This is a genomic window from Enterobacter asburiae, assembly GCF_008080435.1.
Lineage (GTDB): Bacteria > Pseudomonadota > Gammaproteobacteria > Enterobacterales > Enterobacteriaceae > Enterobacter > Enterobacter asburiae_C.
Window position 1 is genome coordinate 71,908 of record NZ_VRKN01000010.1, and the last position, 14,493, is coordinate 86,400.

Consider the following 14,493-nt stretch of genomic DNA (forward strand, 5'->3'; position numbering starts at 1 on the left):
CACCGGAGGCGCTGCGCCTCCGGCTTTTCTTTGTGCTATAGTAGCGCCCCTTTTCCACCAGATGCTTAAAACTTCGCCATGTCGTCAGAATTACAGACCGCTTTCCCTGCACACCGTTTCTCCATTGCGCCGATGCTCGACTGGACGGACAGACACTGCCGCTATTTCCTGCGTCAGCTCTCCCGCCATACGCTGTTGTACACCGAAATGGTGACCACGGGCGCAATCATTCACGGGAAGGGCGACTATCTGGCCTACAGCGAAGAAGAGCATCCGGTTGCCCTGCAGCTGGGCGGTAGCGATCCGGCCGCGCTGGCGCAGTGCGCGAAGCTGGCCGAAGCGCGTGGCTACGACGAGATCAACCTTAACGTTGGCTGCCCATCCGACCGCGTGCAAAACGGCATGTTTGGCGCATGTTTGATGGGAAACGCACAGCTGGTGGCGGACTGTGTCAAGGCGATGCGCGATGTGGTCTCCATTCCGGTCACGGTCAAAACCCGTATCGGCATTGACGACCAGGACAGCTATGAATTCCTGTGCGACTTCATCAATACGGTATCCGGGAAAGGCGAGTGCGAGATGTTCATCATCCACGCGCGAAAAGCCTGGCTCTCCGGCCTCAGCCCGAAAGAGAACCGTGAGATCCCGCCGCTGGACTACCCGCGCGTGTATCAGCTGAAGCGTGACTTCCCGCACCTGACGATGTCCATTAACGGCGGCATCAAGTCGCTGGAAGAGGCCAAAACGCATCTGGCGCATATGGATGGCGTGATGGTCGGGCGCGAGGCGTATCAGAACCCGGGCATTCTGGCGACGGTCGATCGCGAAATCTTTGGCATCGAAGGCGCAGACACCGATCCGGTTGCCGTCGTACGCGCCATGTACCCTTACATTGAGCGCGAGTTGAGCAACGGCACGTATCTCGGCCATATCACTCGCCATATGCTTGGCCTGTTCCAGGGGATTCCGGGCGCGCGTCAGTGGCGTCGTTACCTGAGCGAGAATGCGCATAAAGCCGGTGCCGATATCGAGGTGCTGGAACATGCGCTGCGACTGGTGGCAGACAAGCGATAACTTTCGCTAAAAGTTCGTCAAATTCACCACGCCCTGCGAACGCTCGCGGGGCGTTTTGCTTTAATAACAACAGGTTAATACTGGCATGATTCTTGTAATGCTTACTGCATTACTCGGGAACTCGTGGGAGAGCACCATGCTGGAACTACTTTTTGTGATTGGCTTTTTTGTCATGCTGTTAGCGACCGGCGTTTCGCTGCTCGGCATTCTGGCGGCTATCGTGGTGGCGACGGTGGTCATGTTTATTGGCGGACTGTTTGCCCTGACGATCAAACTGTTGCCGTGGTTACTGCTGGCCATTGCGGTCGTGTGGGTGATTCGGGCGATTAAAGCGCCAAAAGTGCCCAGTTATCAGCGCAATAACCGCTTCCGTTACTAAGGTATTGAGGGGTTCGTCACATACTTGTAACTTTTCCGGCGGCATGGCTTAGAACAGAATAGGATTTACTTATCGAATCTGTCACTATGACTGCCGCTAAAGAATTCATCGAGCTGTACCCTACATACAGCCGAACTAAAAAAAGAAAGGGCTTCCCACGGGAAGCCCAATTTCTTTTTGGGGCTCAGGGAATCAACAAACTCGACCCCTGCGTCGCCCGGCTCTCCAGCACCTCATGCGCGCGCTGCGCATCGGTCAGCGCGAATTTCTGCGCATCTGCCACCTCCACTTTGATGACGCCGCTGGCGATCAGCGAGAACAGCTCGTTGCTGGCTTCCTCAAGTTCTTCCCGGTTGGTGATGTATCCTTGCAGGGAAGGGCGAGTCACGTACAGTGAACCTTTCTGGTTCAGAATGCCGAGGTTAACGCCGGTCACCGCGCCTGACGCATTCCCGAAGCTTACCATCAGACCACGACGCTGCAGGCATTCCAGCGACGCTTCCCATGTGTCTTTCCCCACCGAGTCATATACCACGCGCACTTTTTTGCCGTTGGTTATCTCTTTCAGCCGCTCAACAATGCTCTCTTCACGGTAGTTAATCACCTGCCAGGCGCCTGCCTGCAGCGCGCGCTGCGCTTTTTGTGCATTTCCTACGGTGCCGATCAGTTTCGCGCCCAGTGCTTTTGCCCACTGACAGGCGATGAGCCCGACGCCACCCGCTGCGGCATGAAACAGGAACTGCTCCTCGGGTTTAATTTCATAGGTTTTGCGCAGCAGGTAGTAAACCGTCAAACCTTTCAGGAACGAGGCCGCCGCCTGCTCAAAGGAGATGGCGTTAGGCAGCAGGGCGGCTTTATCCGCCGGGACGTTGTGGACGGAGCTGTAAGCGCCCAGCGCAGACTGCGCATACACTACGCGGTCACCCTCTTTAATATGCTTAACCGCGCTGCCCACTTTGATGACAATACCGGCTGCCTCGGTGCCCAAGCCACTCGGCATTGACGGAGGCGGGTAGAGACCGCCGCGAATATAGGTGTCGATGTAGTTTATGCCTATTGCTTTGTTTTCAACCTGCACTTCGTTTTCGCCAGGCGCGGCAGGGGTGAACTCCACCGCTTTCAGTACGTCTGGCCCACCGTGTTTCTGGAATTCAATGCGCGTTGCCATGCTCCCTCCGTAAGAAAAATATGGTAATCTTTCGACCCACTCTTTATCTCGGTAACTCCATTCACTATGGCAGGAAACAAACCCTTCAACAAACAGACTGAACCTCGCGAGCGTGATTTCCAGGTCGCAGGGTTAAAAGTCCCGCCGCACTCGATTGAAGCGGAACAGTCGGTGTTGGGCGGTTTAATGCTGGATAACGAACGCTGGGACGACGTCGCCGAGCGCGTCGTGGCGGAAGATTTCTACACCCGCCCGCACCGCCACATCTTTACTGAAATGGCGCGTCTGCAGGAGTCGGGCAGCCCGATCGACCTGATTACGCTCGCGGAATCGCTGGAGCGTCTTGGGCAACTCGACAGCTGCGGTGGGTTTGCCTATCTGGCGGAACTGTCAAAAAACACACCTAGTGCGGCGAACATCAGCGCTTACGCCGATATCGTGCGCGAACGTGCCGTCGTTCGTGAGATGATCTCGGTGGCGAACGAGATCGCCGAAGCCGGTTTTGATCCGCAGGGTCGCACCAGCGAAGACCTGCTCGACCTTGCTGAGTCCCGCGTCTTTAAAATCGCCGAAAGCCGCGCCAACAAAGACGAAGGGCCGAAAAACATCGCCGAGGTGCTCGACGCCACCGTCGCGCGTATCGAGCAGCTGTTCCAACAGCCGCACGATGGCGTCACCGGCGTGAACACCGGCTATGACGATTTGAACAAGAAAACCGCCGGCCTGCAGCCGTCGGATTTGATTATCGTCGCCGCGCGTCCGTCGATGGGTAAAACCACTTTTGCGATGAACCTCGTCGAAAACGCGGCGATGTTACAGGATAAACCTGTGCTGATCTTCAGTCTTGAGATGCCCTCCGAGCAGATTATGATGCGTTCTCTGGCGTCGCTGTCGCGCGTGGATCAGACCCGCATTCGTACCGGCCAGCTCGATGATGAAGACTGGGCGCGCATCTCCGGCACCATGGGCATTCTGCTGGAAAAACGTAACATCTACATCGATGACTCCTCCGGCCTGACGCCGACGGAGGTTCGTTCCCGCGCGCGCCGTATCGCCCGTGAACACGGCGGCATCGGTCTTATCATGATCGACTACTTACAGCTGATGCGCGTCCCGTCACTCTCCGACAACCGTACGCTGGAAATTGCGGAGATTTCCCGCTCGCTCAAGGCGTTAGCCAAAGAGCTGCACGTTCCGGTCGTTGCGCTGTCGCAGCTGAACCGCTCCCTGGAACAACGTGCCGACAAGCGCCCGGTCAACTCTGACCTGCGTGAGTCCGGCTCCATCGAGCAGGATGCCGACTTAATCATGTTTATCTACCGTGATGAGGTTTATCACGAGAACAGCGACCTGAAAGGGATCGCCGAAATTATTATTGGTAAACAACGTAACGGCCCGATCGGGACGGTGCGTCTGACCTTTAACGGACAGTGGTCGCGTTTCGACAACTATGCCGGTCCTCAATATGATGATGAGTAATTTCTAAGGAATTCAAATGCAAGCGGCAACTGTTGTTATTAACCGCCGCGCTCTGCGACACAACCTGCAACGTCTGCGTGAACTGGCACCCGCCAGCAAGCTCGTTGCAGTCGTGAAAGCGAACGCTTACGGACACGGTCTTCTGGAGACCGCGCGAACGCTCCCCGATGCCGACGCCTTTGGCGTCGCCCGTCTTGAAGAAGCCCTCCGCCTGCGTGCGGGCGGTATTACTCAACCCATTCTGCTCCTCGAAGGCTTTTTCGAAGCCAGCGATCTGCCAACCATCGCTGACCAGCATCTGCATACGGCGGTACACAACGAAGAACAGCTCGGCGCACTCGAAACCGCCGAGCTGAGCGAGCCGGTGACCGTATGGATGAAGCTCGACACGGGCATGCACCGTCTGGGCGTGCGTCCGGAGAGCGCGGAAGCGTTTTATCAGCGTTTATGCCAGTGCAAAAACGTGCGCCAGCCGGTGAATATCGTCAGCCACTTCGCCCGTGCCGATGAGCCCGAGTGCGGTGCGACCGAGCGGCAGCTGGATATCTTTAATACCTTCTGCGAAGGCAAGCCGGGGATGCGCTCGATTGCGGCATCCGGCGGTATTCTGCTGTGGCCGCAGTCGCACTTCGACTGGGCGCGACCGGGCATCATTCTCTACGGCGTGTCGCCGCTGGAGAACAAACCCTGGGGGCCGGACTTTGGCTTCCGGCCGGTCATGTCGCTGGTCTCTAACCTGATTGCCGTGCGTGACCATAAAGCGGGTGAGCCGGTGGGCTACGGCGGCACCTGGTCCAGCGAGCGTGATACCCGTCTTGGCGTGGTAGCGATGGGCTATGGTGACGGATATCCACGTGCCGCACCGTCGGGTACGCCGGTTCTGGTCAACGGTCGCGAGGTGAAGATCGTCGGCCGCGTGGCGATGGACATGATTTGTGTTGATCTGGGGCCTGAAGCCCAGGATAAGCCTGGCGACGATGTCGTGATGTGGGGTGAGGGGCTGCCTGTTGAACGCATTGCTGAAATCACGAAAGTAAGTGCTTACGAACTTATCACGCGCCTGACTTCAAGGGTAGCGATGAAATACATTGATTGAACCGCCAATGGAGTGAGGTTTTTATCCTCGCTCCAACTTTATTAACATCCTCTCGACCTTCTCCCACTTCCGGTTTATTGTTGAGATCCCTGCCTCATCGAATTCCGGAGAACCATCGCGTGTTTCAGAAAGTTGACGCCTATGCCGGCGACCCTATCCTCTCCTTAATGGAGCGTTTCAAAGAAGATCCTCGCAGCGACAAAGTGAACCTTAGCATCGGTTTGTATTACAACCACGAGGGTTTTATTCCTCAGTTGCAGGCCGTTGCCGAAGCCGAAGCGCGTCTGAACGCTGTTCCACACGGCGCGTCGCTCTATCTGCCGATGGAAGGGTTAAATGCCTACCGTAGCACCATTGCGCCGCTGCTGTTTGGTGCCGATCACGCGGTGCTCGCGCAAAAACGCGTGGCGACCATCCAGACGCTGGGCGGCTCGGGTGCGCTGAAAGTGGGTGCAGACTTCCTGAAAAAATACTTCCCGGATTCAGGCGTGTGGGTCAGTGACCCGACGTGGGAAAACCACGTTGCGATCTTCGAGGGCGCAGGCTTCAAAGTGGCGACCTATCCATGGTTCGACAGTGAAACTAACGGCGTGCGCGTTGAAGCGCTGCTGGAAAAACTGAACACCCTGCCAGAGCGCAGTATTGTGCTGCTGCATCCATGCTGCCATAACCCGACCGGTGCGGACCTCACTAATGCCCAGTGGGATGCGGTGATTGAGGTGCTGAAGGCCCGCAATCTGATCCCGTTCCTCGACATCGCCTACCAGGGCTTTGGCGCGGGCATGGAAGAAGATGCTTACGCCATTCGCGCCGTTGCCAGCGCCGGGCTGCCAGCTCTGGTGAGTAACTCCTTCTCTAAAATCTTCTCCCTGTACGGTGAACGCGTCGGCGGTCTGTCCGTGGTGTGTGAAGACGCTGAAGCGGCGGGTCGCGTGCTGGGTCAGCTGAAGGCGACGGTGCGCCGCATTTACTCCAGCCCGCCGAACTTTGGTGCGCAGGTGGTGGCGACGGTTCTCGGTGATGAAAAGCTGAAAGCGTCCTGGCTTGCGGAAGTGGAAGCGATGCGCCAGCGCATTCAGACGATGCGTCAGGAGCTGGTTAACGTCCTGAAAGAGGCCGTGCCGGGACATAACTTCGACTATCTGCTCAAGCAGCGCGGGATGTTCAGCTATACCGGACTGAGTGCGGCGCAGGTCGATCGCCTGCGCGAAGAGTTCGGCATCTACCTGATCGCCAGCGGCCGTATGTGCGTGGCGGGCCTGAATGCCAGCAACGTTCATCGCGTGGCGCAGGCATTTGCTGCGGTAATGTAAGTACTCACTACCTATTTTCCCCCTCTCCCTGTGGGAGAGGGCTGGGGTGAGGGCATCAGGCCGCAGAAAATCTTGCCCGGTGGCGGCTACGCCTTACTGGGCCTACATCACTCATCCGCGCTTTGTGATCGTCTTCTTTTTATTCAGCTTCATAAGCAAAAACTCCTTCCCTTCACCTCCCGCTGGGGTTATGGTCGGATAGTTTTTTGACCATCCGCTCAAATTAAAACGATAACAAACTGAATATTCAGGGGAAAATATGCGCAAGATCACACTGGCGCTCAGCGCCGCCTGCTTATTGTTCTCGCTTAATAGTGCCGTCGTCGCGCGAGCTTCTGCCCCGACGCCGCTTTATACCGGTACCACCGCCGCCATTCTTGCCGAGCAGGCGCCCATTCACTGGGTCTCCGTGGCCCAAATCGAAAACAGCCTGATGGGCCGTGCGCCAATGGCCGTGGGCTTTGACATTGACGATACCGTGCTGTTCTCAAGCCCCGGCTTCTGGCGCGGTAAGAAAACATATTCACCAGACAGCGAAGCGTACCTGAAGAACCCGGAATTCTGGGAAAAAATGAATAACGGCTGGGACGAGTTCAGCATACCGAAAGAGGTTGCCCGTGCGCTTATTGCCATGCACGTGAAGCGCGGTGACAGTATTTATTTTGTGACCGGCCGCAGTCAGACCAGAACGGAAACCGTCTCTAAAACGCTGCAGGATGATTTCCAGATCCCGGCGACCAGCATGAATCCGGTGATTTTTGCTGGTGACAAAGAAGGGCAAAACACCAAAACCCAGTGGCTGGAAAAGAAAAATATCAAAGTATTCTACGGTGATTCAGATAACGATATCACCGCCGCGCATGACGTAGGCGCCAGAGGGATCAGGGTCTTACGCGCCTCTAACTCCACCTACAGACCACTGCCGATGGCCGGAAAGTTTGGCGAAGAGGTGATCGTCAACTCGGAGTATTAAGTACCCGGCAGCGGGTTTGACTCTTTTTTAATCAAATCTCGCTGCTGCGGGTTTTACCTTTCGTCTTCTTGCTGCACACTTAGAAAGATTCATCTTTCATCACGGAGCAGCACATGTGGTACCAACAGACCCTGACCTTAAGCGCTAAACCCCGCGGATTTCACCTGGTGAGGATGAAGTCATCGGGCAACTCCGCGACCTGTCGCGGGTCAAAACGGGTTTGCTGCATCTGCTGCTTCAGCACACGTCCGCCTCTCTCACGCTTAATGAAAATTGCGATCCCACCGTCCGGTCCGACATGGAGCATCATTTTCTGAAGAGCGTCCCGGACAACGCGCCTTATGAGCATGACTATGAGGGGGTGGACGACATGCCTTCGCATATTAAATCCTCTTTGCTGGGCGTATCGTTGATGCTGCCGGTTCACAATGGACGGCTGCTGTTGGGAACGTGGCAGGGGATCTGGCTGGGAGAGCATCGCATTCACGGTGGTTCGCGTAAAATTATCGCCACGCTACAAGGGGAATAAAGATGACAATTTCGGAGATACTTCAGTACTGCATGAGCAAGCCCGGCGCGGAGCAGAGCGTCCACAGCGACTGGAAAGCCACGCAGATTAAGGTGGGTGATGTGCTGTTTGCGATGGTGAAAGAGGTGGAAGGCCGTCCGGCGGCGTCGCTGAAAACCAGCCCTGAACTGGCGGATTTGCTACGTCAACAGCATGATGACGTGAGGCCGAGCAAGCACCTCAATAAGGCGCACTGGAGCACTGTTTATCTGGACGGAACGATTCCCGGCTCGCAAATTTACTACCTGGTGGATGCGTCCTATCAGCAGGCGGTTGAGCTGCTGCCGGAAACCACCCGACAGCAACTCTCCGTTTGACAGTTACAGCAACGGTTTAAGGAAGCGCGCGGTGTGCGAGGCTTCGCACTCTGCAACGGTCTCTGGCGTACCGGAGACGAGAATTTCACCGCCGCCGCTGCCGCCTTCCGGGCCGAGATCGACAATCCAGTCCGCGGTTTTAATCACGTCCAGGTTATGTTCGATGACCACGATAGTGTTGCCCTGATCGCGCAGCTGATGCAGCACGTCGAGCAGCTGCTGGATATCGGCAAAGTGCAGGCCGGTGGTCGGCTCATCCAGAATGTACAGCGTTTGACCGGTACCGCGTTTTGACAGCTCACGCGCCAGCTTCACGCGCTGCGCTTCACCGCCGGACAGCGTGGTTGCCGACTGTCCCAGACGAATGTAGGTCAGGCCTACGTCTATCAGCGTCTGCAGCTTACGCGCCAGCGCAGGGACGGCGTCAAAGAACTCGCGCGCCTCTTCGATGGTCATGTCCAGCACTTCGTGGATGGTCTTGCCTTTGTACTTAATCTCCAGCGTTTCGCGGTTATAGCGTTTGCCTTTGCACTGGTCGCACGGCACGTAGATATCCGGCAGGAAGTGCATCTCAACCTTGATCACGCCATCGCCCTGACAGGCCTCACAGCGCCCGCCGCGCACGTTGAAGCTGAAACGTCCTGGCGTATACCCGCGTGAACGGGATTCAGGCACGCCCGCAAAAAGCTCACGTACGGGCGTGAAGACGCCGGTATAGGTTGCCGGGTTAGAGCGCGGAGTACGGCCAATCGGGCTCTGGTCAATGTCGATAACTTTATCGAAATGTTCCAGCCCCTGGATATCGCGGTACGGCGCAGGCTCGGCCAGCGTCGCGCCGTTCAGCGCCGTCTGCGCAATCGGGAACAGCGTATCGTTGATCAGCGTCGATTTACCGGAACCGGACACGCCGGTGATACAGGTAAACAGGCCAACCGGCAGCGTCAGAGTAACGTCTTTCAGGTTGTTGCCGCGCGCGCCGGTCAGCTTCAGCACTTTTTCCGGGTCCGCTGCCACTCGCTGTTTCGGCACTTCAATCTTGCGCTTGCCGCTCATAAACTGGCCGGTCAGCGATTCTGGCACCGCCATAATGTCTTTCAGCGTCCCTTCCGCGACCACCTGGCCGCCGTGTACGCCGGCACCGGGACCGATGTCGATAACGTGGTCAGCCGCGCGAATCGCATCTTCGTCGTGTTCCACCACAATCACCGTATTGCCTAAATTGCGCAGGTGGATCAGCGTACCGAGCAGGCGCTCGTTGTCGCGCTGGTGCAGGCCGATGGACGGCTCATCCAGCACGTACATCACGCCGACTAAGCCCGCGCCAATCTGGCTGGCCAGTCGGATTCGCTGGGCTTCACCGCCGGAGAGCGTTTCTGCCGAGCGGGAAAGCGTCAGGTAGTTCAGACCGACGTTCACCAGGAATTTCAGGCGATCGCCAATCTCTTTCAGCACTTTTTCGGCAATTTTCGCGCGCTGGCCGGAGAGCTTCAGATTGTTGAAGAAGTCCATCGCGTGGCCGATGCTCATGTCTGAGATGGTCGGCAGCGCCGTGTTTTCCACAAACACGTGGCGCGCTTCGCGACGCAGACGCGTGCCCTCACAGGTGGCGCAGGAGCGGTTGCTGATGAACTTCGCCAGTTCCTCGCGCACCGCGCTGGATTCGGTCTCTTTGTAGCGGCGCTCCATATTGTGCAGCACCCCTTCAAACGGGTGGCGACGCACGGAGGTATCGCCGCGATCGTTCATGTATTTGAACTCGATGTTCTCTTTACCAGAACCGAACAGGATCACTTTGTGCACGTTCGGAGTCAGGCTCGCCCATGGCGCTTCAACGTCGAACTTGTAGTGCTCTGCCAGCGATTTCAGCATCTGGAAGTAGTAGAAGTTACGCTTATCCCAGCCGCGAATGGCACCGCCCGCCAGCGACAGCTCCGGGTTCTGAATCACACGGTCCGGATCGAAATACTGCTGGACGCCCAGGCCGTCACACGTCGGGCACGCGCCCGCCGGGTTGTTAAAGGAGAACAGGCGCGGTTCAAGCTCGCGCATGCTGTAGCCGCAAATCGGGCAAGCGAAGTTGGCGGAGAAGAGCAGCTCTTCCGCTTTCGGGTTGTCCATGTCGGAGACCACGGCCGTGCCGCCAGACAGTTCCAGCGCGGTTTCGAATGATTCCGCCAGACGCGTCGCCAGATCGTCACGCACCTTAAAGCGGTCAATCACTACCTCAATGGTGTGTTTCTTCTGCAGCTCCAGCTTGGGCGGATCGGACAGGTCACACACCTCGCCGTCAATACGGGCGCGGATATAGCCCTGGCTTGCCAGGTTTTCCAGCGTTTTGGTGTGTTCGCCTTTTCGCTCTTTAATAATTGGCGCCAGCAGCATCAGGCGTTTGCCTTCCGGCTGCGACAGCACGTTATCCACCATCTGGCTTACGGTCTGGGCCGCCAGCGGAACGTCATGGTCCGGGCAGCGCGGCTCACCCACGCGGGCATACAGCAGACGCAGGTAGTCATGAATTTCGGTAATAGTACCGACCGTTGAACGCGGGTTATGCGACGTTGATTTCTGCTCAATAGAGATAGCAGGGGACAACCCTTCAATGTGGTCGACATCCGGTTTTTCCATCAGCGACAAGAACTGACGCGCGTACGCAGAGAGTGATTCAACGTAACGACGCTGTCCTTCGGCATACAAAGTGTCGAAAGCCAGTGAGGATTTGCCAGACCCCGAAAGCCCGGTCACGACGATAAGTTTGTCGCGAGGGATTATGAGGTTGATATTCTTGAGATTGTGGGTGCGGGCGCCCCGAACTTCGATCTTATCCATTCACCTTTCCCGGTTGGAACACGGTTTTGCCTGGTTTGTTTGAAGGACAAACGGCTGTCAGAAACGGCTAATTATGACACAAATTGACCTGTTTGAATATACAGTATTGGAATGCATTTTCTGATTCACTGTGTAACAATGTTAAGTTCGCGTGCGAACTCTGGAAGATGCTACGCAACTATCAAAGTGGCGTCTGGAAATGGTACACTCGCGCGTTTACACTATTAAGAAACGTATTCAGGAGACACGATCATGGCCAGCAGAGGCGTAAACAAGGTGATTCTCGTCGGTAATCTGGGCCAGGACCCGGAAGTACGCTACATGCCGAGTGGTGGCGCAGTTGCCAACATTACGCTGGCTACTTCCGAATCCTGGCGTGATAAAGCGACCGGTGAGATGAAAGAGCAGACCGAATGGCACCGCGTTGTGCTGTTTGGCAAACTGGCCGAAGTGGCCGGTGAGTATCTGCGCAAAGGTTCTCAGGTTTATATTGAAGGCCAGCTGCGTACCCGCAAATGGACCGATCAGGCCGGCGCTGAGAAATACACCACGGAAGTGGTGGTCAACGTTGGCGGCACCATGCAGATGCTGGGTGGCCGTCAGGGCGGTGGCGCACCAGCAGGTGGCGGCCAGAACCAGCAGCAGGGCGGTTGGGGTCAGCCTCAGCAGCCACAGGGTGGCAACCAGTTCAGCGGCGGCGCGCAGTCTCGTCCGCAGCAGCAGTCCGCTCCGGCACCGTCTAACGAACCGCCAATGGATTTCGACGACGACATTCCGTTCTGATATCCAGACGCTTAAAACGCAAAAACCCAGACCATCGTCTGGGTTTTTTTATTCCGTAAGGGATCAGGTAATTACCATCGGCCAGTCGGGTGGCGTGTGGCTCATCGCCTCAACCATCACCACTTTAATATTTTCCCAGACGGCGGCGATATCCAGCAGGGTGATGCCAAGCAGGCCCGTTGCAAACCAGCAGGCCGCACCCAGCCCCAGCAGGGTGCTGATGACAGCAAGACCCGCATAGTCAGATTTACGAAACTGAATGTTCAGCGTGCTGGCTAAAAACATCAGTACCGCACTCAACAAAGGCCAGCGCAGGAGAACCATGCTGGTAGTAATGGTTGCCATAAAACCCATCCTCTACAAAACAGACGAACTGAATGAAACGTTGTTTCTCGTTACATAATATGTGTGAACTATATCACATTTGTTGATTTATTCGCCAGCGTCTGTGCGATCAAAAAAGAGGATTTTATTCCTCAGGAAAGGAGATTGTGCAGGCTGGTTCTGCCTTCGGCGCACGAGGGGATACCTCACATTCGGTTTTTATAAGAGGGGCGTTATTCTCAGCCGAACCTGAAAATATTGAGGCGAAGACTGATTATTTATAAATCAACGAACGCAATATCCCAGAGCAAATAGCATAAAACGTCATGATGAAGCTGTACTTTTTTCATGCTGTCAGACGTTTGGCTTAATCAACGATCGTCTGTTGTGTTATCTTCCCGCCTGCTCCGGCGGGCTGGATAATTATTTTCCTTAATTGAAACGGAACGAATACTTACAGTTTAACTTACGGGAAAATATTATCGTCATAACGAAATTTAAGATTTTTAATACGAAAAGTCAGTTGCTAACTTCGCATGATTCATGCAACGTAATCACCTGTTTAACAAAGCATCCGGCCTTCATTACTACAGGCGTACAACATGCAGGGATATAGGGCGGGAAATGAATCGTAGCGCGCGGCGCAAAATGCTCAGGGTGGTAGGGATCATCATGGTAGTTATGCTGCCGGTGATGCTTGCGCTATGGTTTGCCCAGCTACGAGCCGTATCTGAAACAAGCGCCCAGCTACGCACGTTTGCTGAACTGGCTTTAGACAAAACAGAACTGGTTATTCAACAGGTTGAGCTGGCCCGGGACGAGGCTGAAAAATATCAGGGTGAGCTTTGCACGCCGGAACATCGTCAATATATGCTGAACGTTGTTCGTGGCCGCCTGTTTGTCGCCGATTTAATTTACGCTGAAGGTCAGAATTTTCTTTGTTCGACCGTTTTTACACCGGATCACCCTTACGCCATTCCTGTCGCTAATTACACGCGTAAACCTGACGTCGCTATCTATTATTATCGCGATACCCCATTTTATACTGGCTATAAAATGACATATATGCAGCGCGGAAATTATGTGGTGGTCGTCAACCCGCTTTCATACAGCGAAGTCATGTCCGCGGATCATTCTCTCTCCTGGGGGGTGTACGACACGGTAACCAATGCTTTCTTTTCCGTCAGCCAGAAAGCTAATGTTTCTTTATTAAATTCGATGATTCGGGATAAGGAATCGGTATTTCAAAAAGATAACCGCTTTTATACGATCGTAACATCCCCCAAAAGACCTATTGCGGCCATTGTGTCGACATCGAATAAACGTTTTTATGAAACGCTTTATCACCAGGCGACGTTGACGCTACCGCTGGGCATGATCTGCAGCATTATTATTTTGCTGGTATGGTCCCGTACCCATCGTGAGTTCAATTCGCCGGGGCGCTTACTGCACCGGGCGCTGAACAAACGACAGCTTTGCGTGCACTATCAGCCGATTATTGATATCAAGAACAACCAGTGTGTGGGCGCGGAGGCGTTGTTACGCTGGCCTGGTTTTAACGGGCAGGTGATGAGCCCGGCTGAGTTTATTCCGCTGGCGGAAAATGAGGGGATGAGCGAGCGGATTACGGATTATGTCGTTGAGGAGGTGTTCAACGATCTGGGCCATTTCCTGGCCGAGCATCCACATCTCTATATTTCGATTAACCTGTCGGCCACGGATTTCCACTCCTCGCGGCTGATCGCCATGATTTCCGACAAGGCTCGCCACTACGCCGTCCGTGCGCAGCAAATCAAAATAGAAGTGACGGAACGCGGTTTTATCGATGTGCCAAAAACCACGCCGGTGATTCAGGCTTTCCGTCAGGCGGGTTATGAAGTCGCGATCGATGATTTCGGAACCGGTTACTCGAACCTGCACAACCTCTACTCGCTGAACGTGGATATTCTGAAAATCGATAAATCGTTTATCGATACCTTAACGACCAACAGTACCAGCCACCTGATCGCCGAGCATATTATCGAGATGGCGCAAAGCCTGCGGCTGAAAACCATTGCGGAAGGGGTAGAGACGGCAGAGCAGGTAAGCTGGCTGTTGAAGCGCGGCGTCCAGTATTGTCAGGGATGGCACTTCGCGAAAGCGATGCCGCCCCAGGAATTTATGACCTGGCAGCAGCAGCCTTTGCACTGAGGG

Annotated in this window: 12 protein-coding genes and 1 pseudogene; 10 read left to right on the forward strand and 3 right to left on the reverse strand. The window is 55.3% G+C overall.

Annotated features, from left to right (window positions below; genetic code table 11):
* Positions 1 to 78 precede the first annotated feature (78 nt).
* Positions 79 to 1,074 (forward strand): tRNA dihydrouridine(20/20a) synthase DusA, encoded by a 996-nt coding sequence (dusA, locus tag FU672_RS17885; RefSeq protein WP_148244250.1) that lies wholly within the window; start codon positions 79 to 81, stop codon positions 1,072 to 1,074.
* Positions 1,075 to 1,210: 136 nt separating this feature from the next.
* Entirely contained in the window at positions 1,211 to 1,453 is a 243-nt protein-coding gene (gene pspG / locus FU672_RS17890) for an envelope stress response protein PspG (RefSeq protein WP_023310044.1), read from the forward strand.
* Between the two features lie 184 nt (positions 1,454 to 1,637).
* On the opposite strand, the gene FU672_RS17895 is transcribed toward pspG, so the two are convergent.
* On the reverse strand, positions 1,638 to 2,621 hold the full coding sequence (locus FU672_RS17895; protein WP_148244251.1) for a quinone oxidoreductase: 984 nt from the start codon (positions 2,619 to 2,621) through the stop codon (positions 1,638 to 1,640).
* Between the two features lie 66 nt (positions 2,622 to 2,687).
* Between FU672_RS17895 and dnaB the strand changes: the two genes are divergently transcribed.
* From dnaB to FU672_RS17925, 6 genes and pseudogenes are all read left to right on the forward strand, one after another.
* The gene (gene dnaB, locus FU672_RS17900) at positions 2,688 to 4,100 is read left to right on the forward strand and encodes a replicative DNA helicase (RefSeq protein WP_058842048.1); all 1,413 of its coding nucleotides are present in this window, start codon (positions 2,688 to 2,690) and stop codon (positions 4,098 to 4,100) included.
* 16 nt (positions 4,101 to 4,116) lie between these two features.
* Positions 4,117 to 5,196 (forward strand): alanine racemase, encoded by a 1,080-nt coding sequence (gene alr, locus FU672_RS17905; RefSeq protein WP_148244252.1) that lies wholly within the window; start codon positions 4,117 to 4,119, stop codon positions 5,194 to 5,196.
* Positions 5,197 to 5,315: 119 nt separating this feature from the next.
* Positions 5,316 to 6,509, forward strand: a complete 1,194-nt coding sequence (gene tyrB / locus FU672_RS17910) for an aromatic amino acid transaminase (RefSeq protein WP_148244253.1) — start codon at positions 5,316 to 5,318, stop codon at positions 6,507 to 6,509.
* Between the two features lie 259 nt (positions 6,510 to 6,768).
* Complete coding sequence (gene aphA / locus FU672_RS17915; RefSeq protein ID WP_148244254.1) at positions 6,769 to 7,482, forward strand: acid phosphatase AphA; 714 nt, start codon at positions 6,769 to 6,771, stop codon at positions 7,480 to 7,482.
* Positions 7,483 to 7,595: 113 nt separating this feature from the next.
* Positions 7,596 to 8,011: pseudogene (locus FU672_RS17920) on the forward strand (secondary thiamine-phosphate synthase enzyme YjbQ).
* 2 nt (positions 8,012 to 8,013) lie between these two features.
* Entirely contained in the window at positions 8,014 to 8,367 is a 354-nt protein-coding gene (locus tag FU672_RS17925; protein ID WP_148244255.1) for an MmcQ/YjbR family DNA-binding protein, read from the forward strand.
* 3 nt (positions 8,368 to 8,370) lie between these two features.
* Here the strand turns inward: FU672_RS17925 and uvrA are convergent, their stop codons facing one another.
* Positions 8,371 to 11,193 (reverse strand): excinuclease ABC subunit UvrA, encoded by a 2,823-nt coding sequence (gene uvrA / locus FU672_RS17930; RefSeq protein WP_148244256.1) that lies wholly within the window; start codon positions 11,191 to 11,193, stop codon positions 8,371 to 8,373.
* 252 nt (positions 11,194 to 11,445) lie between these two features.
* On the opposite strand from uvrA, the gene ssb1 reads away from it, so the two are divergent.
* The gene (ssb1, locus tag FU672_RS17935) at positions 11,446 to 11,976 is read left to right on the forward strand and encodes a single-stranded DNA-binding protein SSB1 (protein ID WP_119937912.1); all 531 of its coding nucleotides are present in this window, start codon (positions 11,446 to 11,448) and stop codon (positions 11,974 to 11,976) included.
* 63 nt (positions 11,977 to 12,039) lie between these two features.
* Here the strand turns inward: ssb1 and FU672_RS17940 are convergent, their stop codons facing one another.
* Positions 12,040 to 12,321, reverse strand: a complete 282-nt coding sequence (locus tag FU672_RS17940) for a YjcB family protein (protein ID WP_008503385.1) — start codon at positions 12,319 to 12,321, stop codon at positions 12,040 to 12,042.
* A gap of 603 nt (positions 12,322 to 12,924) precedes the next feature.
* Here FU672_RS17940 and pdeC point away from each other — a divergent pair.
* On the forward strand, positions 12,925 to 14,490 hold the full coding sequence (pdeC, locus tag FU672_RS17945; protein ID WP_148244257.1) for a cyclic di-3',5'-guanosine monophosphate phosphodiesterase PdeC: 1,566 nt from the start codon (positions 12,925 to 12,927) through the stop codon (positions 14,488 to 14,490).
* The last annotated feature ends 3 nt before the right edge of the window (positions 14,491 to 14,493 follow it).

Excerpts from the sequence above, each read along its gene's own strand:
- pspG (WP_023310044.1), top strand. The coding sequence starts at position 1,211 with ATGCTGGAACTACTTTTTGTGATTGGCTTTTTTGTCATGCTGTTAGCG.
- aphA (WP_148244254.1), top strand. The coding sequence starts at position 6,769 with ATGCGCAAGATCACACTGGCGCTCAGCGCCGCCTGCTTATTGTTCTCG.
- uvrA (WP_148244256.1), bottom strand. The coding sequence starts at position 11,193 with ATGGATAAGATCGAAGTTCGGGGCGCCCGCACCCACAATCTCAAGAAT.
- dnaB (WP_058842048.1), top strand. The coding sequence starts at position 2,688 with ATGGCAGGAAACAAACCCTTCAACAAACAGACTGAACCTCGCGAGCGT.
- alr (WP_148244252.1), top strand. The coding sequence starts at position 4,117 with ATGCAAGCGGCAACTGTTGTTATTAACCGCCGCGCTCTGCGACACAAC.
- ssb1 (WP_119937912.1), top strand. The coding sequence starts at position 11,446 with ATGGCCAGCAGAGGCGTAAACAAGGTGATTCTCGTCGGTAATCTGGGC.
- FU672_RS17925 (WP_148244255.1), top strand. The coding sequence starts at position 8,014 with ATGACAATTTCGGAGATACTTCAGTACTGCATGAGCAAGCCCGGCGCG.
- FU672_RS17895 (WP_148244251.1), bottom strand. The coding sequence starts at position 2,621 with ATGGCAACGCGCATTGAATTCCAGAAACACGGTGGGCCAGACGTACTG.
- pdeC (WP_148244257.1), top strand. The coding sequence starts at position 12,925 with ATGAATCGTAGCGCGCGGCGCAAAATGCTCAGGGTGGTAGGGATCATC.
- dusA (WP_148244250.1), top strand. The coding sequence starts at position 79 with ATGTCGTCAGAATTACAGACCGCTTTCCCTGCACACCGTTTCTCCATT.
- FU672_RS17940 (WP_008503385.1), bottom strand. The coding sequence starts at position 12,321 with ATGGCAACCATTACTACCAGCATGGTTCTCCTGCGCTGGCCTTTGTTG.